This is a genomic window from Bacillus sp. YH3-2-B2 (genome assembly GCF_053663335.1).
The window spans coordinates 995,617-1,012,288 of the sequence record NZ_JBSJQE010000001.1 but is presented as its reverse complement, the minus strand read 5'-3'; the positions used below and the strand labels follow the sequence as shown (position 1 = coordinate 1,012,288).

7 protein-coding genes and 1 pseudogene are annotated in these 16,672 nt (G+C 44.2%); 7 read left to right on the top strand and 1 reads right to left on the bottom strand.

Annotated elements, in window-relative coordinates:
* The first annotated feature begins 66 nt into the window (after positions 1 to 66).
* The 5 genes from bamC to ACWJJX_RS04740 all read left to right on the top strand — a co-directional run bounded on the left by bamC (position 67) and on the right by ACWJJX_RS04740 (position 13,232).
* Positions 67 to 7,947, top strand: a complete 7,881-nt coding sequence (gene bamC / locus ACWJJX_RS04760; RefSeq protein WP_454022775.1) for a bacillomycin D non-ribosomal peptide synthetase BamC — start codon at positions 67 to 69, stop codon at positions 7,945 to 7,947.
* A gap of 170 nt (positions 7,948 to 8,117) precedes the next feature.
* On the top strand, positions 8,118 to 9,656 hold the full coding sequence (locus ACWJJX_RS04755) for a glycoside hydrolase family 43 protein (RefSeq protein WP_326998201.1): 1,539 nt from the start codon (positions 8,118 to 8,120) through the stop codon (positions 9,654 to 9,656).
* 51 nt (positions 9,657 to 9,707) lie between these two features.
* Positions 9,708 to 10,979: a glycoside hydrolase gene (locus ACWJJX_RS04750; protein WP_077722401.1), complete on the top strand. Its 1,272-nt coding sequence runs from the start codon at positions 9,708 to 9,710 to the stop codon at positions 10,977 to 10,979.
* A gap of 142 nt (positions 10,980 to 11,121) precedes the next feature.
* Positions 11,122 to 11,829, top strand: coding sequence for a response regulator transcription factor (locus ACWJJX_RS04745; RefSeq protein ID WP_454022774.1), 708 nt, complete (start codon positions 11,122 to 11,124; stop codon positions 11,827 to 11,829).
* A gap of 2 nt (positions 11,830 to 11,831) precedes the next feature.
* Positions 11,832 to 13,232, top strand: coding sequence for an ATP-binding protein (locus ACWJJX_RS04740; RefSeq protein ID WP_454022773.1), 1,401 nt, complete (start codon positions 11,832 to 11,834; stop codon positions 13,230 to 13,232).
* A gap of 52 nt (positions 13,233 to 13,284) precedes the next feature.
* Here the strand turns inward: ACWJJX_RS04740 and ACWJJX_RS04735 are convergent, their stop codons facing one another.
* A complete protein-coding gene (locus ACWJJX_RS04735; RefSeq protein ID WP_326254948.1) occupies positions 13,285 to 13,593 on the bottom strand; it encodes a DUF4870 domain-containing protein in 309 nt (102 codons plus the stop codon).
* Positions 13,594 to 14,053: 460 nt separating this feature from the next.
* Between ACWJJX_RS04735 and ACWJJX_RS04730 the strand changes: the two are divergent.
* Both ACWJJX_RS04730 and ACWJJX_RS04725 read left to right on the top strand, forming a co-directional pair.
* Positions 14,054 to 15,202, top strand: a pseudogene (locus ACWJJX_RS04730) (cellulase family glycosylhydrolase); the annotation flags it as partial.
* A 237-nt stretch (positions 15,203 to 15,439) separates the two neighbouring features.
* Positions 15,440 to 16,609, top strand: a complete 1,170-nt coding sequence (locus ACWJJX_RS04725; RefSeq protein WP_454022772.1) for an alpha/beta hydrolase — start codon at positions 15,440 to 15,442, stop codon at positions 16,607 to 16,609.
* Positions 16,610 to 16,672: the final 63 nt, after the last annotated feature.

The window sequence follows — 16,672 nt, the reverse complement described above, 5'->3', positions numbered from 1 at the left end:
TGTCCCCGGCATGATGTTTTTACGGGGACAGCGGTCAGCCGGCTAAAACTCACTGGAGGGATATTAATGTCAGAATTCAAGCAACAGGAGTTGTTCTGGAGCAGCATGTTCGATGCGGAAGATCGTCCCAGTGCAATCCCTTCGTTTCAAATGTCGGACTCAACAATAGAGCACGATGCGCCGAGTGCACCCAACCGTATTCACAGTTCATTGAGCTCCGATGTATCCCTGCGCATCATGAAGATGACGAATAAATCGCCAATGGCCGTTTATATGGTTCTCCTGGTCGGAATCGAGTGTCTTTTGTACAAATATACGGGGGAAGAGGGCGTTATTGTAGGTGTACCGACCTTTGAAGACGAAACCGATGAAGACCTTCGTTTAGATCAAGTCATGTTAATCAAACAAAACATAAATGCGGACAGCACATTTAAATCCATATTTAATGAATTCAAGCATACGCTGAACGGAGCCATCTTAAATCAGCACGTTCCTTTCGATAAAATGGCCGGTCCATTAAATCTGAACTACGATTCAAATCATTTGCCAATGATCCATACGATCGTATCACTAGATCAGCTTCATCCCATTCGTTTTATAGAAACGGCTGCTGCTGATACGTTATTTCAGTTTTCCATCGAAAATGATTCGATTCATTTAAAGTTAACTTATAATGAACAAGCTTATGATCGCCAGTATATGATGCAAGTGATCGAACATGTAAACCGGGTTTTTTCAAGTTTGTTATTCCAACCCGACCTTATGATCCGACAGCTTAATATTCTGTCAGACTCAGAGACAAATCAACTCATCGCCTATAATCAAACGGCTGCAGAGTATCCAAGAGAAAAAACGATTCATCAATTTTTGGAGGAACAAGCGGAACGCACCCCTGATCAAACGGCTGTTGTCTACGAGGATAGCCGTCTGACGTACCGGGAATTGAATGAAAAGGCGAATCAACTCGCTCGGACACTGCAATCTGAAGGCGTGCAGCCGGATCAGCCGGTCGGGATTATGGCCGAACGCTCCCTGGATATGATTGTAGGGATCTTCGGGATCTTGAAAGCCGGCGGGGCGTATGTACCGATTGACCCGGGCTATCCCGAGGAACGGGTTCGATACATATTGGAGGATTCGGATACGAAGTTGTTACTGGTGCAGAATCACTCGCAAGAGAGAGTACCTTTTACGGGAAAAGTGCTGGATATGAAAGATCCCCAAAACTTTTGTGAAGACGGGTCGAATGTAGAGCCGGCTGCTGGTCCGGATCATCTGGCCTATGTTATTTATACATCGGGTTCAACGGGCAAGCCGAAAGGGGTTATGGTTGAGCACCGGTCGGTCATCAATCGGCTGGTGTGGATGCAGGAAAAATACCCTCTGGATGAGCGGGATGCGATTCTGCAAAAAACTGCGATCACCTTTGATGTATCAGTGTGGGAACTGTTCTGGTGGACAATGGCAGGTTCTAAACTGGTGCTGCTGCCAAGCGGAGGAGAAAAGAATCCCGAGCTGATTTTAGATACAATTGCACAAAAAGGCGTCAGCACACTGCATTTTGTACCGGCGATGCTGCATGCCTTCCTGGAATCCATGGATCAGAAGCCAAGCGGGATGTTGAAACAAAAATTAGCGTCATTAAGACATGTGTTTGCAAGCGGTGAGGCTTTGAAGCCTGTACATGTCGCAGGCTTCAAACGCATCATCACGTCGGTGAGCCAGGCTCAAATCATCAACTTGTACGGACCGACTGAGGCAACAATTGATGTATCATACTTTGATTGCCAGACGGAAGAAACATATGCAACGATTCCGATAGGCAAACCGATTTCCAACATTCAATTGTATATATTACATGCTGATTTGGAACATATGCAGCCGATCGGTGTGGCGGGAGAACTGTGCATAGCGGGCGATGGGCTTGCAAGGGGCTACTTGAATCGTCCCGAACTGACGGCCGAGAAGTTTGTAAACCATCCGATTGCATCAGGAGAACGGATATACCGGACGGGAGACTTGGCAAGATGGCTGCCGGACGGCAATATCGAGTATTTGGGCCGGATTGATCACCAGGTGAAAATCCGCGGTTACCGCATTGAAATCGGCGAAGTCGAAGGCGCTTTTTTTCAGCTGCCGGCGATCAAAGAAGCCATCGTCATCGCCCGGGAAATCGATGGGGAAACATCCTTGTGCGCCTATTATACCGCACAACATGCTTTAACTGCAGGCGAGCTCCGTGAAGAGCTGTCCCGGCAGCTTCCATCCTATATGATACCTGCGTATTTCGTTCAGCTGGAAGAGATGCCGCTTACTTTCAACGGGAAAATAGACCGTAAATCCCTTCCTTCTCCAAGAGAGAATCTTACAGGCATGAACTATGAAGCTCCTCGAACAGAACTGGAAAAAATACTGGCCGCGGTGTGGGAGTCGGTCTTAGGCTTAGAACGGGTCGGAATCTCAGATCATTTCTTCGAATTGGGGGGCGATTCCATTAAGTCGATTCAAGTGTCCTCAAGATTATACCAAGCCGGGTATAAGTTTGAAATCAAACACTTGTTTAAATACCCAACCATCTCCGAGCTTGTTCCATACGTAGAGCCGGTAACCCGAATCGCAGAACAAGGAGAAATCAAAGGCCGTGCACTGCTGACACCGATTCAGCATTGGTTTTTCGACCAGAAATACCCGGAATTACACCATTACAATCAAGCGATTATGCTTTATTGGAAAGAGGGACTGGATGAATCCAAGCTTCGGGAAGTCATGAAGAAGATCACAGAGCATCACGATGCTTTGCGCATGGTCTATGTTCCGACAGAAGATGGATATGAAGCCCGAAATCGGGGGATCGAAGAAGGTGATCTGTTCAGCCTTGAAGTGATCTCATTACGCGAAGAAAAAAATGTGTCCCAGACGATAGAAACCATTTCAAATGAGATTCAGCAATCCATTCATTTAGCGGAAGGACCGCTCATGAAACTGGGATTGTTCCGGTGTCAAGAGGGAGATCATTTGCTGATTGCGGTTCATCATCTGGTCATCGACGGCGTATCGTGGAGGATTTTACTTGAGGATATAGCGGCAGCTTATGAGCAGCTTCAAAACGGAGAAGCGATCCGGCTTCCGAAGAAAACGGACTCTTACCTGTTATGGGCTGAACAGTTGAATCGTTATGCAGAAAGTCAGGAATTCGAAGCGGAAAATCAATACTGGTTCAGACAGAAACATAATCCGCAACATACATTGCCAAAGGACAATGGACAGGAGACCGGTCTGGCCAAAGACAAGGAAACGGTCATTGTTCAATGGACCGTCGAGGAAACCGAACGTTTATTAAAAAACGCTCACAGGGCTTATTCGACCGATATGAACGATTTATTACTGACCGGTCTGGGAATTGCTGTTCATCGTTGGACCGGATATGAAGACATTCTCATTCACCTTGAAGGACACGGCAGAGAGTCTATCATTCCGGATCTCGATATTTCGCGTACAGTGGGATGGTTCACAAGCCTATATCCGGTTTCGCTTCAAATCAAAGCTGATCAGGATATCCCGGAGCGGATTAAAACAGTGAAAGAAAATTTGCGTCAGATCCCCCAAAAAGGAATAGGTTACGGCCTGATCAAATATTTGTCCGATCACCCGAAGGCACATGAATGGACCAGACATCCGGAAATACGTTTCAATTATTTGGGTCAATTTGATCAAGATGTCCGGAACGGCAAGATGGAGGTATCCCCTTACTCAAGCGGGAAAACAGCCAGTGACAATCGTCCCTTGACCTATACACTTGATATCAACGGCATGATTTCAGAAGGCCGATTGTCGCTGGCCATCAGCTATAGCGGTAAACAATATCAAAGAGAAACAATGGAAGCCTGTGCCGATCTCTTAAAAAGCAGCCTGCAGCAAGTCATCGCACATTGTGATGCTCAAGATCAAATTCACCTGACGCCAAGCGACATTTCGTTAAAAGGTATAACGATCGGTGAACTGGATCAATTTGTGCAGCAAACGAGTCATCTCGGTGACGGTGACATTGAAAATATATACCCATTAACCCCGATGCAGAAAGGAATGTTATTCCACAGCTTGATCGATTCGGCTTCCGAAGCTTACTTTGAACAAGCCGCTTTTGATCTGAAAGGTTTCTTGGATATCGATGCATTCAGGATGAGTTTAGCGCATCTGGCCGAAAAATATGACATTCTTCGGACTCTTTTTTATACAGAATGGAAAGATCAGCCTTTGCAGATTGTATTCCGGCAAAAGCCGATTGAAACGGCTGTTGAAGATATTCGCAGCATGAACAGTCATCAGCGCAGCGAGTTTATTGCCGATTTTGCTAGAAGAGATAAGGCGCGGGGATTCAATCTCACCCGGGATGCTTTAATGCGCGTATCGATCCTGCGGACAGAGGAAGACCAAGCGCGATTGATATGGAGCTTTCATCATATTTTAATGGATGGCTGGTGTTTGCCTCTTGTTACGAAAGAAGTGTTTGAAACCTATTATGCGATACTCGAACAAAGGCAGCCGCAGCCGAAGCGGGGAGCCGTCACTCCATACAGCCGATATATCGAATGGCTCGATCAACAAGATCACAAACAGGCGTCAGCCTATTGGCGTAATTACTTGGAAGGTTATGAAGGGCAAACTGTTTTGTTACAAGAACAACCTTCCGGCCAGACGAACCAGACGAAAGGATACGAAAAAGGAGAGCATACGTTTCATTTAGGAAAGCAGCTCTCAGACGAAATCAAACGGGCCGCAAGCCGCCAGCAAGTCACCGTCAATACATGGATACAAACAGCATGGGGCTTATTGCTGCAAAGATACAATGGGAGTCAGGATGTCGTCTTCGGCACGGTCGTATCCGGCAGACCGGCAGAAATTCCGGGAATTGAAACCATGGTCGGTTTATTTATCAATACCATTCCCGTACGTATTCATACGCAGCCTGAAATGACAGCTGCACAAGTATTGAAAGTGAACCAGGAGCGGGCACTGGCTTCTCAAAAATATGATACATTTCCGTTGTATGACATTCAGGCTCAAACTGAGCAAAAGCAGCAGTTGATCAATCATATTATGGTATTTGAGAATTACCCGGTTGAGAAACAAATAGAACATATGAAGGAGGATGACAACGCATTAGACATTCTCGATTTTCATATGGAAGAACATACACATTACGACTTTACTTTTATCGTGATGCCGAATGGAGAAATTGACATTCGTTTTGTATACAACCGCGATGTTTATGATCAAGCAAGTGTCGAACGGATGCAGACGCATTTCATGCAAATCATGAAGCAAATGGCGGACGATCAGAAAGTTCGCGTACAAGACCTAGATATCGTAACAGCGGATGAGCGATCGCTTCTGATAGATAAGTTCAACGATACGGCGGCTGAGTATCCAAAGGAAAAGACGATTCATCAATTGTTTGAAGAACAAGCGAAGCGAACGCCGGAGCAAGCAGCGATTGTTTTTGAAGATAAGAAGCTGACATATCGGGTAGTAAATGAACGCGCCAATCAGCTGGCCCGAACCTTGGTTGCCAAAGGACTTCAGGCCGAGGAGCTTGTCGGCATTATGGCGGAGCGTTCACCGGAGATGGTGATAGGCATCCTTGCTATTTTGAAAGCCGGGGGCGTTTACGTACCGATCGATCCGGATTATCCGAAAGAACGCATCCATTATATGCTTGAGGATTCTAACGTCTCTATCTTATTATTGCAACATCATCTTCTGGAAGGTACCGATTATCAAAGTCATACTGTCTTCCTTGACGATCCGTCATCATACGACGCCGAACCATCTAATCTCAATCTGAGCGTGATGCCAAATCAATTAGCCTACGTGATTTATACATCAGGAACTACGGGGAATCCGAAAGGCACGCTCATTGAACATAAAAACGTGGTTCGTCTGTTATTTAACAACAAAAATGTTTTTGATTTTAACACATCGGACACTTGGACTTTGTTTCATTCCTTCTGCTTTGATTTTTCAGTATGGGAAATGTACGGAGCGCTGCTGTATGGAGGCAAATTAGTGATTGTTCCGAAACAAATAGCCAAAAACCCGGAAAGGTATTTACAATTGTTAAAATCGGAAGCTGTGACCATTTTAAATCAAACGCCAAGTTATTTTTATCAACTGATGCAGGAGGAGAGAGCAGATCCCCAATCCAATTTAAACATCCGAAAAATCATATTTGGCGGAGAGGCGTTAAATCCATCCTTCTTGAAAGACTGGAAGCTTAAATATCCTTTAACAGAATTAATCAATATGTACGGCATCACCGAAACCACCGTTCATGTCACATATAAAGAAATCACGGAACGGGAAATCAACGAGGGCAGAAGCAACATCGGACAACCTATTCCTACTCTGCAAGCGTATATTTTGGACGAATATCAACGCATTCAGATAATGGGCATACCGGGCGAGCTCTATGTGGCAGGAGAGGGACTGGCCAGAGGATATTTGAACCGCCCGGAATTAACGGCTGAGAAATTTGTTGAACACCCGTTTGCCGCAGGCGAAAAAATGTACAAAACGGGAGATGTCGCCCGGTGGCTGCCTGACGGCAATATCGAGTATTTGGGAAGAATTGATCATCAGGTGAAAATCCGGGGCTACCGGATTGAAATTGGCGAGGTCGAAGCGGCTTTATTGCAATCGGAATCTGTCAAAGAAGCGGTCGTCATCGCGATTGAAGAAGAGGGCTCAAAGCAGCTGTGCGCCTACTTGTCAGGAGACGATTCATTAAATACGGCGCAGCTGAAGCGTCATTTACTGAACAAACTGCCCGCTTATATGATACCGGCTTACTTTGTTCAAATGGAGAAGATGCCGATAACCGCAAATGGAAAAATCGATCGAAAAGCTTTGCCGGCTCCTGAGGGAAATAGGCTCACCGGAACCGAATACGAAGCGCCCGGAACGTTAATTGAAAAGCAGCTGGCCGAGATATGGAAGAACATTTTAGCTCTCAGTGACCCGGGAATTAAAGATAACTTCTTTGACGTTGGCGGCCATTCGCTCAAAGTATTGCAAGTTATTCATCAAATCAACGACCGTATGGGAATCAAAATGCATTATCAAGCCGTATACGATTTTCCTACCATCGAAACAATGGCACGCGCCATTCAAGCGGCAGTTTTCGAGTCCAAGACGGATAACGTATTCGTCAAGATGAATCAGAACGGTTCAATCCCTTTGTTCTGTTTCCCGCCTTTAATCGGGTACGGGCTGGTCTATAATGAAATGGCGAAAAGACTAGACGGCCGCTGCACCGTCTATGCCGCTGATTTCTTAGAAGAGCCGTCTTACGAGCAAGAGATCGTCGACCGGTATGCAGAAAGCATGATAGGCATTCAGGAACAAGGGCCTTTTGTTTTACTCGGTTACTCCTCGGGATCGAATTTGGCTTTTGAGGTTGCCAAAGCCTTGGAGAAGCGCGGACGCATCGTATCGGACATTATGATGCTTGATTCTAAAAGAGCCGTTTCGGTGAATTATTTTTCGGAAGAGGAAACCGAAGAGATCATTCATCGGAATCTGGATATCATTCCGGATTATTACAGAGAATTATTAACCATTCCTTCCATTAAGGATAAAATCAGAAGCTATCTCACATATCACAATAAACTGATCAATTCCGGCGCGGTGAACGCCAACATTCATCATTTTCTATGCGGCGAGTTGACCGATAGAGGATGGAAGCAATCAACCGCACAGCATTACCTTGAGTACAAATTAAAAGGAGACCATGTGACGATCTTTGACCCTCACAATATTGAAGAAAATACGGATACAATTCGATCTCTTATCAAAAGGATTGAAGAACGGCATCATCACGGACTTGTTCTTGAAGAACAACTGTCAATAGGATCGTTTGCTGGCGACACGAAGTTTGACAAAATGTAAGTGATTCAGGGCAAAATGCCGCTGACTGCAATCGGCGGCATTTTTCATAAAAGAGGGTCAGATATTTGCAACGTTTTCACTCTGAAAATCATTCATTTTACGCATTCTTCATGACCTGTTGTTATCATATTTTTTAAAAACCTAATATGCGGAAACAGGAGGATGTTAAGCTGATGAAAAAGTGCAGCGTATGTTTATTTGTTCTTGCTTTATTATTGAGCTGTTTACCTGGGGAATATGCGAATGCGGTAAGCACTCCAATTGCAAAACATGTTGGGAATTCAAATCCGCTTATCGACCATCATCTGGGCGCGGATCCGTTTGCGCTGACCTATAACGGAAGAGTCTACATCTATATGTCAAGCGATGACTATGAATATAATAGCGACGGAACGATTAAGGATAATTCATTTGCCAATTTGAATAAAATATCCGTCATATCTTCAGCGGATATGGTGAACTGGACAGATCACGGAGCGATTCCCGCAGCGGGTGCCAATGGGGTGAATGGCGGCCGGGGGATTGCCAAATGGGCAGGAGCATCATGGGCCCCGTCAGCCGCGGTGAAAAAGATCAACGGTAAGGATAAATTTTTCCTTTATTTCGCAAACGGCGGCGGGGGTATCGGGGTTCTCACCGCAGACAGCCCGACCGGCCCATGGACAGATCCGATCGGAAAACCGCTGGTGACGCCAAGTACACCAGGAATGTCCGGTGTTGTATGGCTTTTTGATCCGGCAGTATTCGTAGATGATGACGGTACCGGTTACCTATATGCCGGCGGAGGCGTTCCGGGCGGTTCAAATCCAACGCAGGGACAATGGGCCAATCCTAAAACAGCAAGAGTCATGAAATTAGGGCCTGATATGACCAGTGTTGCCGGAAGTGCATCTGCGATTGATGCGCCTTTTATGTTTGAAGATTCGGGAATGCATAAGTATAACGGAAAATATTACTATTCCTATTGTATCAATTTCGGGGGCGCGCACCCGGCCGATAAACCTCCAGGTGAGATCGGCTACATGACCAGCTCAAGTCCTATGAATTCTTTTTCGTATAGAGGGCACTTTCTGAAAAATCCGGGAGCATTTTTCGGAGGCGGCGGAAACAATCACCATGCTGTTTTCAATTTTAAAAACGAGTGGTATGTGGTGTATCATACTCAAACTGTCAGCTCCGCTCTTTACGGGGCCGGCAAAGGATACCGTTCTCCCCATATAAATAAGCTTGTGCATAATCCTGATGGCTCCCTGCAAGAGGTAGCGGCAAATTTTGCAGGTGTCAAACAGCTATCCAACTTGAATCCATATCACCGGGTAGAAGCGGAAACGTTTGCCTGGAACGGACGGATTTTGACCGAGAATTCCTCTGCACCCGGCGGGCCGGTCAATAATCAACATGTCACAAACATTCATAACGGAGACTGGATTGCTGTTGGAAATGCAGACTTCGGGTCAGGCGGTGCAAGGACGTTTAAAGCAAATGTAGCGTCCGCTCTTGGCGGAAAAATAGAAGTGCGACTAGACAGTGCAAACGGTAAGCTTGTCGGAACCTTGAATGTCCCTTCCACAGGCGGAACGCAATCCTGGAGAGAAATAGAAACTGCGGTAAGCGGCGCATCCGGTGTTCACAACGTATTCTTTGTATTTACCGGAACTGGTACAGGAAACTTGTTTAATGTTGATTACTGGCAGTTTACACAAAGATAAGCAAAGGTACGTTTTCTAAGTCCATAAAAGACAAATGAAGGAGAGGAAAAAATGATGCCGAGCATAAAAAACCTAATTTGTGTATTATTTGTATGTTTCACAATGCTGTCCGTCATGCTGTTAGGACCGGGAGTTACTGAAGTTTCAGCAGCAAGTGATGCAACAGTTAATATATCTGCAGAAAGACAAGTGATTCGCGGTTTTGGAGGAATGAACCACCCGGCTTGGATTGGAGACTTGACTGCGGCTCAACGGGAGACCGCTTTTGGCAATGGGCAGAATCAGTTAGGTTTTTCGGTCTTAAGAATTCATGTAGATGAAAATAGAAATAATTGGTACAAAGAAGTGGAGACTGCAAAGAGTGCGATCAAACATGGAGCAATCGTTTTTGCTTCCCCTTGGAATCCGCCAAACGATATGGTTGAGACTTTCAATCATAATGGTGACACATCAGCTAAGCGGCTGAGATACGATAAGTACGCTGCATACGCGCAGCATCTTAACGATTTCGTTAATTTCATGAAGAGTAATGGTGTGAATCTGTATGCGATTTCTATGCAGAACGAGCCTGATTACGCTCACGAATGGACATGGTGGACGCCTCAAGAAATCCTGCGTTTCATGAGAGAGAATGCCGGTTCCATTAATGCCCGTGTGATTGCGCCGGAATCATTTCAATACCTGAAAAATATATCGGACCCCATTTTGAACGATCCGCAGGCGCTTAGGAATATGGATATCCTCGGAACCCACCTGTACGGCACTCAGGTCAGTCAGTTTCCTTATCCTCTTTTCAAACAAAAAGGAGCGGGGAAGGACCTTTGGATGACGGAAGTATACTATCCGAACAGTGATAACAACTCGGCAGATCGATGGCCTGAGGCTTTAGGTGTTTCAGAGCATATTCATCATTCAATGGTAGAGGGAGATTTTCAAGCTTATGTGTGGTGGTACATCCGCAGATCATACGGCCCGATGAAAGAAGATGGGATGATCAGCAAACGCGGATACAATATGGCTCATTTCTCAAAATTTGTGCGCCCTGGCTATGTAAGGATTGATGCAACGAAAAATCCTGAGCCGAATGTTTATGTGTCAGCCTATAAAGGAGACAATAAAGTTGTGATTGTTGCCATTAATAAAAATAACACAGGGGTCAACCAAAACTTCGTGTTGCAGAATGGATCTGCTTCGCAAGTATCCAGATGGATCACGAGCAGCAGCAGCAATCTTCAACCTGGAACGGATCTCAAAGTAACGGATAATCATTTTTGGGCCCATCTGCCGGCTCAAAGCGTGACAACATTTGTTGTAAAGCGTTAGAGACATCAGCATCGCAATAAGCCAATTTTCTTACTCGAAAAAGAAAATTGGCTTATTTTCTGTGGAAGAGAAGTGTTGGTTTTTTAACGATACACGGACATTGGGTATAATAATGACAATGACTTCAAGGAGTGATCAATATATGTCACGGCTTCACAGCAAAGTATTAATCATAGACGATGAAAAAGAAATTTTGGAACTGATCAAAACCGTATTAATAAGAGAAGGCATTGATCGCGTAGTGACCGCTTCAACTGCCCGTGACGGATTGGCTCAATTTCATCAAGAAAATCCCGATCTTGTGATATTGGATATCATGCTGCCAGACGGTGAAGGCTATGATATCTGCAAGCAAATAAGGGACATTTCACACATTCCTATCATCTTTTTGTCTGCAAAGGGGGAGGAAACGGATAAAATTGTAGGACTTGCCATCGGCGGGGACGACTACATTACAAAACCTTTCAGCCCTAAAGAAGTCGCATACCGGGTCAAAGCGCAGCTGAGACGGGTCTCTTACTTACAGCCTTCTCAAACCGGAACCGTGATAAAAAAAGGGACATTTGAATTAAACCAACAACAAGCCGAGCTCACCAAAAATGGAGCGGCTATTGAGTTAACACCTAAAGAACTTATGCTTATGACCTATTTTCTGCAGCATCCCAATCGGGTGATCAGTAAAGAAACACTCTATCAAGCTGTATGGGGAGAAGACTTTTTCGGTTCTGACAACACGGTGATGGTTCATATACGCAGGCTCCGTGAGAAAATAGAAAACATCCCATCAAAACCAGTCTTTCTCGTCACTGTGAAAGGGTTAGGCTACAAATTTGTTGTAAAGGATGCGTAAGGATGAATTGGCGATTAACAGGCAGATACATGGTATCTGTCATCATAGTGACCATCATTACAGTCTTCATTAATTTATTTATTTTTATGTTTTGGCTCGTTTTCCAGGCGAACACCCAACATGATGAAGAAAGTACACCGGAAACTTTCACAAGATCATTCCGACAATATGTCACGTTATCGAACAATGGTATCACAGTAAACAAAGAGGGCCAAAAAGCTTTAAAAGAGCAGAATGCATGGATTCAAATATTAGATGAAAACGGACAGGATGTTTATCATGATAGAGAACCTAAAGGACTGAAGAAAAAATATACGCCTATTGAAATTGTAAATTTACATAAATATAAGGATAAACAATTATTATCAACCATTTACGCCGGCGGAAAAAAAGTAAACGGCAAGGAGTACAGTTACTTTATAGGGTTTAAAAATCCCTCTCTCGGAAAATTTGTCCTCTCATATGATACCAAGGAATTTGTGACGAAGTTCAATGCAGGAACCATCATATTATTATCAATAGATGCATTAATCGCGTTACTCATTGGCTATCTATTCAGCCGGCAGCTCACAAAACCGCTCGGCCGTGTCATTCAAGGAATCCAGCGGTTAGCTAATGGAGATTATACGATCAAAATGAAATCCAAAGGCATTTATAAAGATGTGTTCTATAATGTCAATCACTTATCGGAACAACTATCTTTAAGCAAAAAAGAAAAAGATAAATTAGAGCAAATGCGTGAAGAGTGGATCAGTCATATTTCTCATGACATTAAAACACCATTAGCATCTATTCAAGGCTATGCAGAAATCATCAAAGATCCGAATTATCATCTCACAGTCGAACAGATCAGAGATTACGCCCGGATCATTGAGAGTAAATCCCTCTATATGAAAGATGTGATGGAAGATTTAAATTTAACGACAAGGCTGAAAAACAACGATGTGATGTTAAATAAAGAACGGGTAAACCTTGTATCGCTTCTGCGGGAAACGTTAATTGATATTTTAAACGATTCCAGATATGCGGATAAGTCCATTGAGCTTCAAACGAACCTGGAAAAGCTGATGCTGAGCCTTGATGCGATATTGATTCGGAGAGCGGTCACGAATCTCATTTTAAATGCCCTCGTTCACAATGATCCCGATGTGAAGATCGTTGTACAGCTTGAACAAAAAGAACGAACTCATGTGACAATTAAGGACAACGGCAAAGGGATAGAAGAAGAGGAGCTGGAAAAAGTGTTTGATCGCTATTACAGGGGGACAAATACAGGAACGACGCATGCAGGCTCTGGTCTTGGAATGGCCATAGCAAAGGATATTATCCAAAAGCACGGAGGGGACATCACCATTCACAGCACCGCGGGAGAAGGGACAACGATAGATATACAATTATCATAATAGCTATACAAAAAACGGTTCTGCTGATTAATAACAGAACCGTTTTTTCCTATTATTCCGAAAACACTTTGATTCCTTTGACAATGTTCCAAATGAAAAAATAGATCGCCACAAGGAATGTAACAGCATAAGTCGCAAGCAGGAAAGGCCCGGCATGTCTGATATCATTCATACCGAGTAGACCTGAAGCGATGATGCCAATTCCAAAAATCAAATAAGGAATCAGATGCGTCCATAAAGATTTTTTCGCATGTTCTTTCACATCGTCCCGGCTTAAGAAATAGACGATAATCGGAAACAGAAACGGCGCAAAAAATATACTGAAGTAACATAATGAAGACAAAATTTTATTTTCTCTCAAACCTTTTCACCTCTATGATTTATTGAAGGGGGAATTCTTCTGGCTGAATCCCACACTGAAGTACAATCTTATTGTACAACTCCAACCTTAACCCGTATTAATCCGAACCTTACATCAACCTTAAATTAACAAGGACGGGCAAGGGCTCGTCTTATTACAATCATAAGATTCAATGCCATATTGAGACTCATCACATTTAGCGCGTCTACGTCGGAAATACATTTAATTTTTCGATTCGATTGAAAAATAACGTGTAAAGTCCCGATTCAGTCCAGTTTTCTTTGTTCTATATGTGTCAGGTGTGTCTTATTCAATAGAGTTAGAGCAAATTGACAGGCTTTTAAACCTCCCAAAAACAAGAAATTAGGTTGATAGACAATCATGAGAAAGATTTTTACAATGAGTTCGAGCTCATAAGAAGTGAAGAGCCAAAATGATGCGAAGGAGGAAAAGATCAGATATGAAACGGTCAATTTCTATTTTTATTACGTGTTTATTGATTACGGTATTGACAATGGGCGGCTTGCAGGCTTCGCCGGCATCTGCAGCAGGGACAAAAACGCCAGCAGCCAAGAATGGGCAGCTTAGCATAAAAGGAACACAGCTCGTAAACCGGGACGGCAAAGCGGTACAATTGAAAGGGATCAGTTCACATGGATTGCAATGGTATGGCGATTTTGTCAATAAAGACAGCTTAAAATGGCTGAGAGACGATTGGGGCATAACCGTTTTCCGCGCGGCGATGTATACCGCAGATGGCGGTTATATTGACAACCCTTCCGTGAAAAATAAAGTAAAAGAAGCGGTTGAAGCGGCAAAAGAACTTGGGATATATGTCATCATTGACTGGCATATCTTAAATGACGGCAACCCAAACCAAAATAAAGAGAAGGCAAAAGATTTTTTTAAGGAAATGTCAAGTCTTTACGGAAACACGCCAAACGTCATTTATGAAATTGCAAACGAACCAAACGGTGACGTGAACTGGAAGCGTGATATTAAACCGTATGCGGAAGAAGTGATTTCCGCTATCCGCAAAAATGATCCAGACAACATCATCATTGTCGGAACCGGTACATGGAGCCAAGATGTGAATGATGCTGCCGATGACCAGCTAAAAGATGCAAACGTCATGTACGCGCTTCATTTTTATGCCGGCACACACGGCCAATCTTTACGGGATAAAGCAAACTATGCACTCAGCAAAGGAGCGCCTATTTTCGTGACGGAATGGGGAACAAGCGACGCGTCTGGAAATGGCGGTGTATTCCTTGACCAGTCGCGGGAATGGCTGAATTATCTCGAAAGCAAGAACATCAGCTGGGTGAACTGGAATCTTTCTGATAAGCAGGAATCATCTTCGGCTTTAAAGCCGGGAGCATCTAAAACAGGCGGCTGGCCGCTTACAGATTTAACTGCTTCAGGAACATTCGTAAGAGAAAACATTCGCGGCAGCAAAGATTCAACGAAGGACGCCCCTGAAACGCCAGCACAAGATAACCCCGCACAGGAAAAAGGCATTTCCGTACAATACAAAGCAGGGGATGGGAGTGTGAACAGCAACCAAATCCGCCCGCAGCTTCACATAAAAAATAACGGGAATACCACATATCATCAAGGAAAACTGATTTGGGGAACAGAACCCCATTAGTTAAGCTTTAGGCGGACATCAGCAACGATGTCCGCTTTTATCATCTTAAACAGCAATACATGGAGGTTTACGTGAAGGAGTAGATATGATTCACTGAACATATAATGTAATCGTTTCACAGTTTTGAAAAGCGTTTGTCGCGCAATGTATGTATTTCACATCCGCCACTTTTATTACTTAAGGGGGAACAAGAGAATGAAAAGGTATGACGCATTTCCAGAGCCAATTGGCGGCTATACTGTCGGCCGCACCCAAATGGATTTTGAGTACACGGCATCAGATCATACAAAAAGAGAACTGACGGCGTTTGTGTACTATCCGTCCGACAGCAGCGAAGGAAAGACTACATCAACGTACATGTTTTCTGAAGTCTGCGAAATGCTTGATGAGCAGCCGATTCTCACTGCGTTGAAGGATGCTTACTCTATAGATATCAAGACCCAATGTTACGACGACCTTGCTCTCTCCGGGAAAGAAAAGCGTTATCCGGTGTTATTCTATGTTTGCGGCGGAGGCGGTTCTCCAGAATGGGGCACAGTGATCTGTACAGACTTGGCAAGCATGGGATATGTGGCGGTAAGCATCGGCCATCAGAATAGCACGATGTATAAGCGTAAAGATGGGCGCCTGTTTAATGTATCAAAGGATTTTTCTGATGCCATTTTGGCGTTTTCTGAAGATCCGGAGATGCTGGCGTTGGCTGGTAAGATGGAGATGCGTCCTGACGATGAAACTGCCATTGAGATGTGCCATAACGTGTTTACACTGCCGATTCTTGGCAAGTTAACAAAGTATTGTGAATTGCAGGCGGAAGATGTAAGGTATGCAGCCGATTATCTTGTCAAACTGGACTCTGGAGAGCTGAATTCCATCTTTAAGGACAGATTGTTGCTTGACATCGGCATGGGCATAGTCGGACATTCTTATGGCGGAGCTACGACGGCGATTGTTTGCCGGGACGACGACCGGTTTGCCTGCGGGATTGGATTGGACAGCGGAGCGTTCGGCCTTCAGGGCAGCGACCTTAAGAAACCCTTTTTGCTGCTGTTTTCTGAACCGAACTATAACATGAATGCGATCATTGGCGCTAACAATAGCATGGATACCTATTATTTCTCTGTTGATCGTGCTGCGCATTTAGATTACTGTGACATCGTGTTTACCAGTGTGAATGAGGAACTTAGAGGCGAACGGGATGCCACGGAGATGCGAAATCTTGTTACAGACTATACGAAGAACTTTTTTGATCATTACATCCTGCAGAAAGCTGCAAGTGTGGAAAGTCTGGCATACGATGGCGTGAACTTAAGACCAGCAACAAGTGACATAACCGATGAAAATACTCAAACTGAAAAACCTTTATGACGAATTTAATTTATTAAGGACGTAGAGGTTTTTTAATATTACCTTACAAAAAAGGGGATGCTG

What these genes read in the sequence shown, in the direction of transcription:
- bamC (WP_454022775.1), top strand. Translation starts at nt 67, where the DNA reads ATGTCAGAATTCAAGCAACAGGAGTTGTTCTGGAGCAGCATGTTCGAT.
- ACWJJX_RS04750 (WP_077722401.1), top strand. Translation starts at nt 9,708, where the DNA reads ATGATGCCGAGCATAAAAAACCTAATTTGTGTATTATTTGTATGTTTC.
- ACWJJX_RS04745 (WP_454022774.1), top strand. Translation starts at nt 11,122, where the DNA reads ATGTCACGGCTTCACAGCAAAGTATTAATCATAGACGATGAAAAAGAA.
- ACWJJX_RS04740 (WP_454022773.1), top strand. Translation starts at nt 11,832, where the DNA reads ATGAATTGGCGATTAACAGGCAGATACATGGTATCTGTCATCATAGTG.
- ACWJJX_RS04725 (WP_454022772.1), top strand. Translation starts at nt 15,440, where the DNA reads ATGAAAAGGTATGACGCATTTCCAGAGCCAATTGGCGGCTATACTGTC.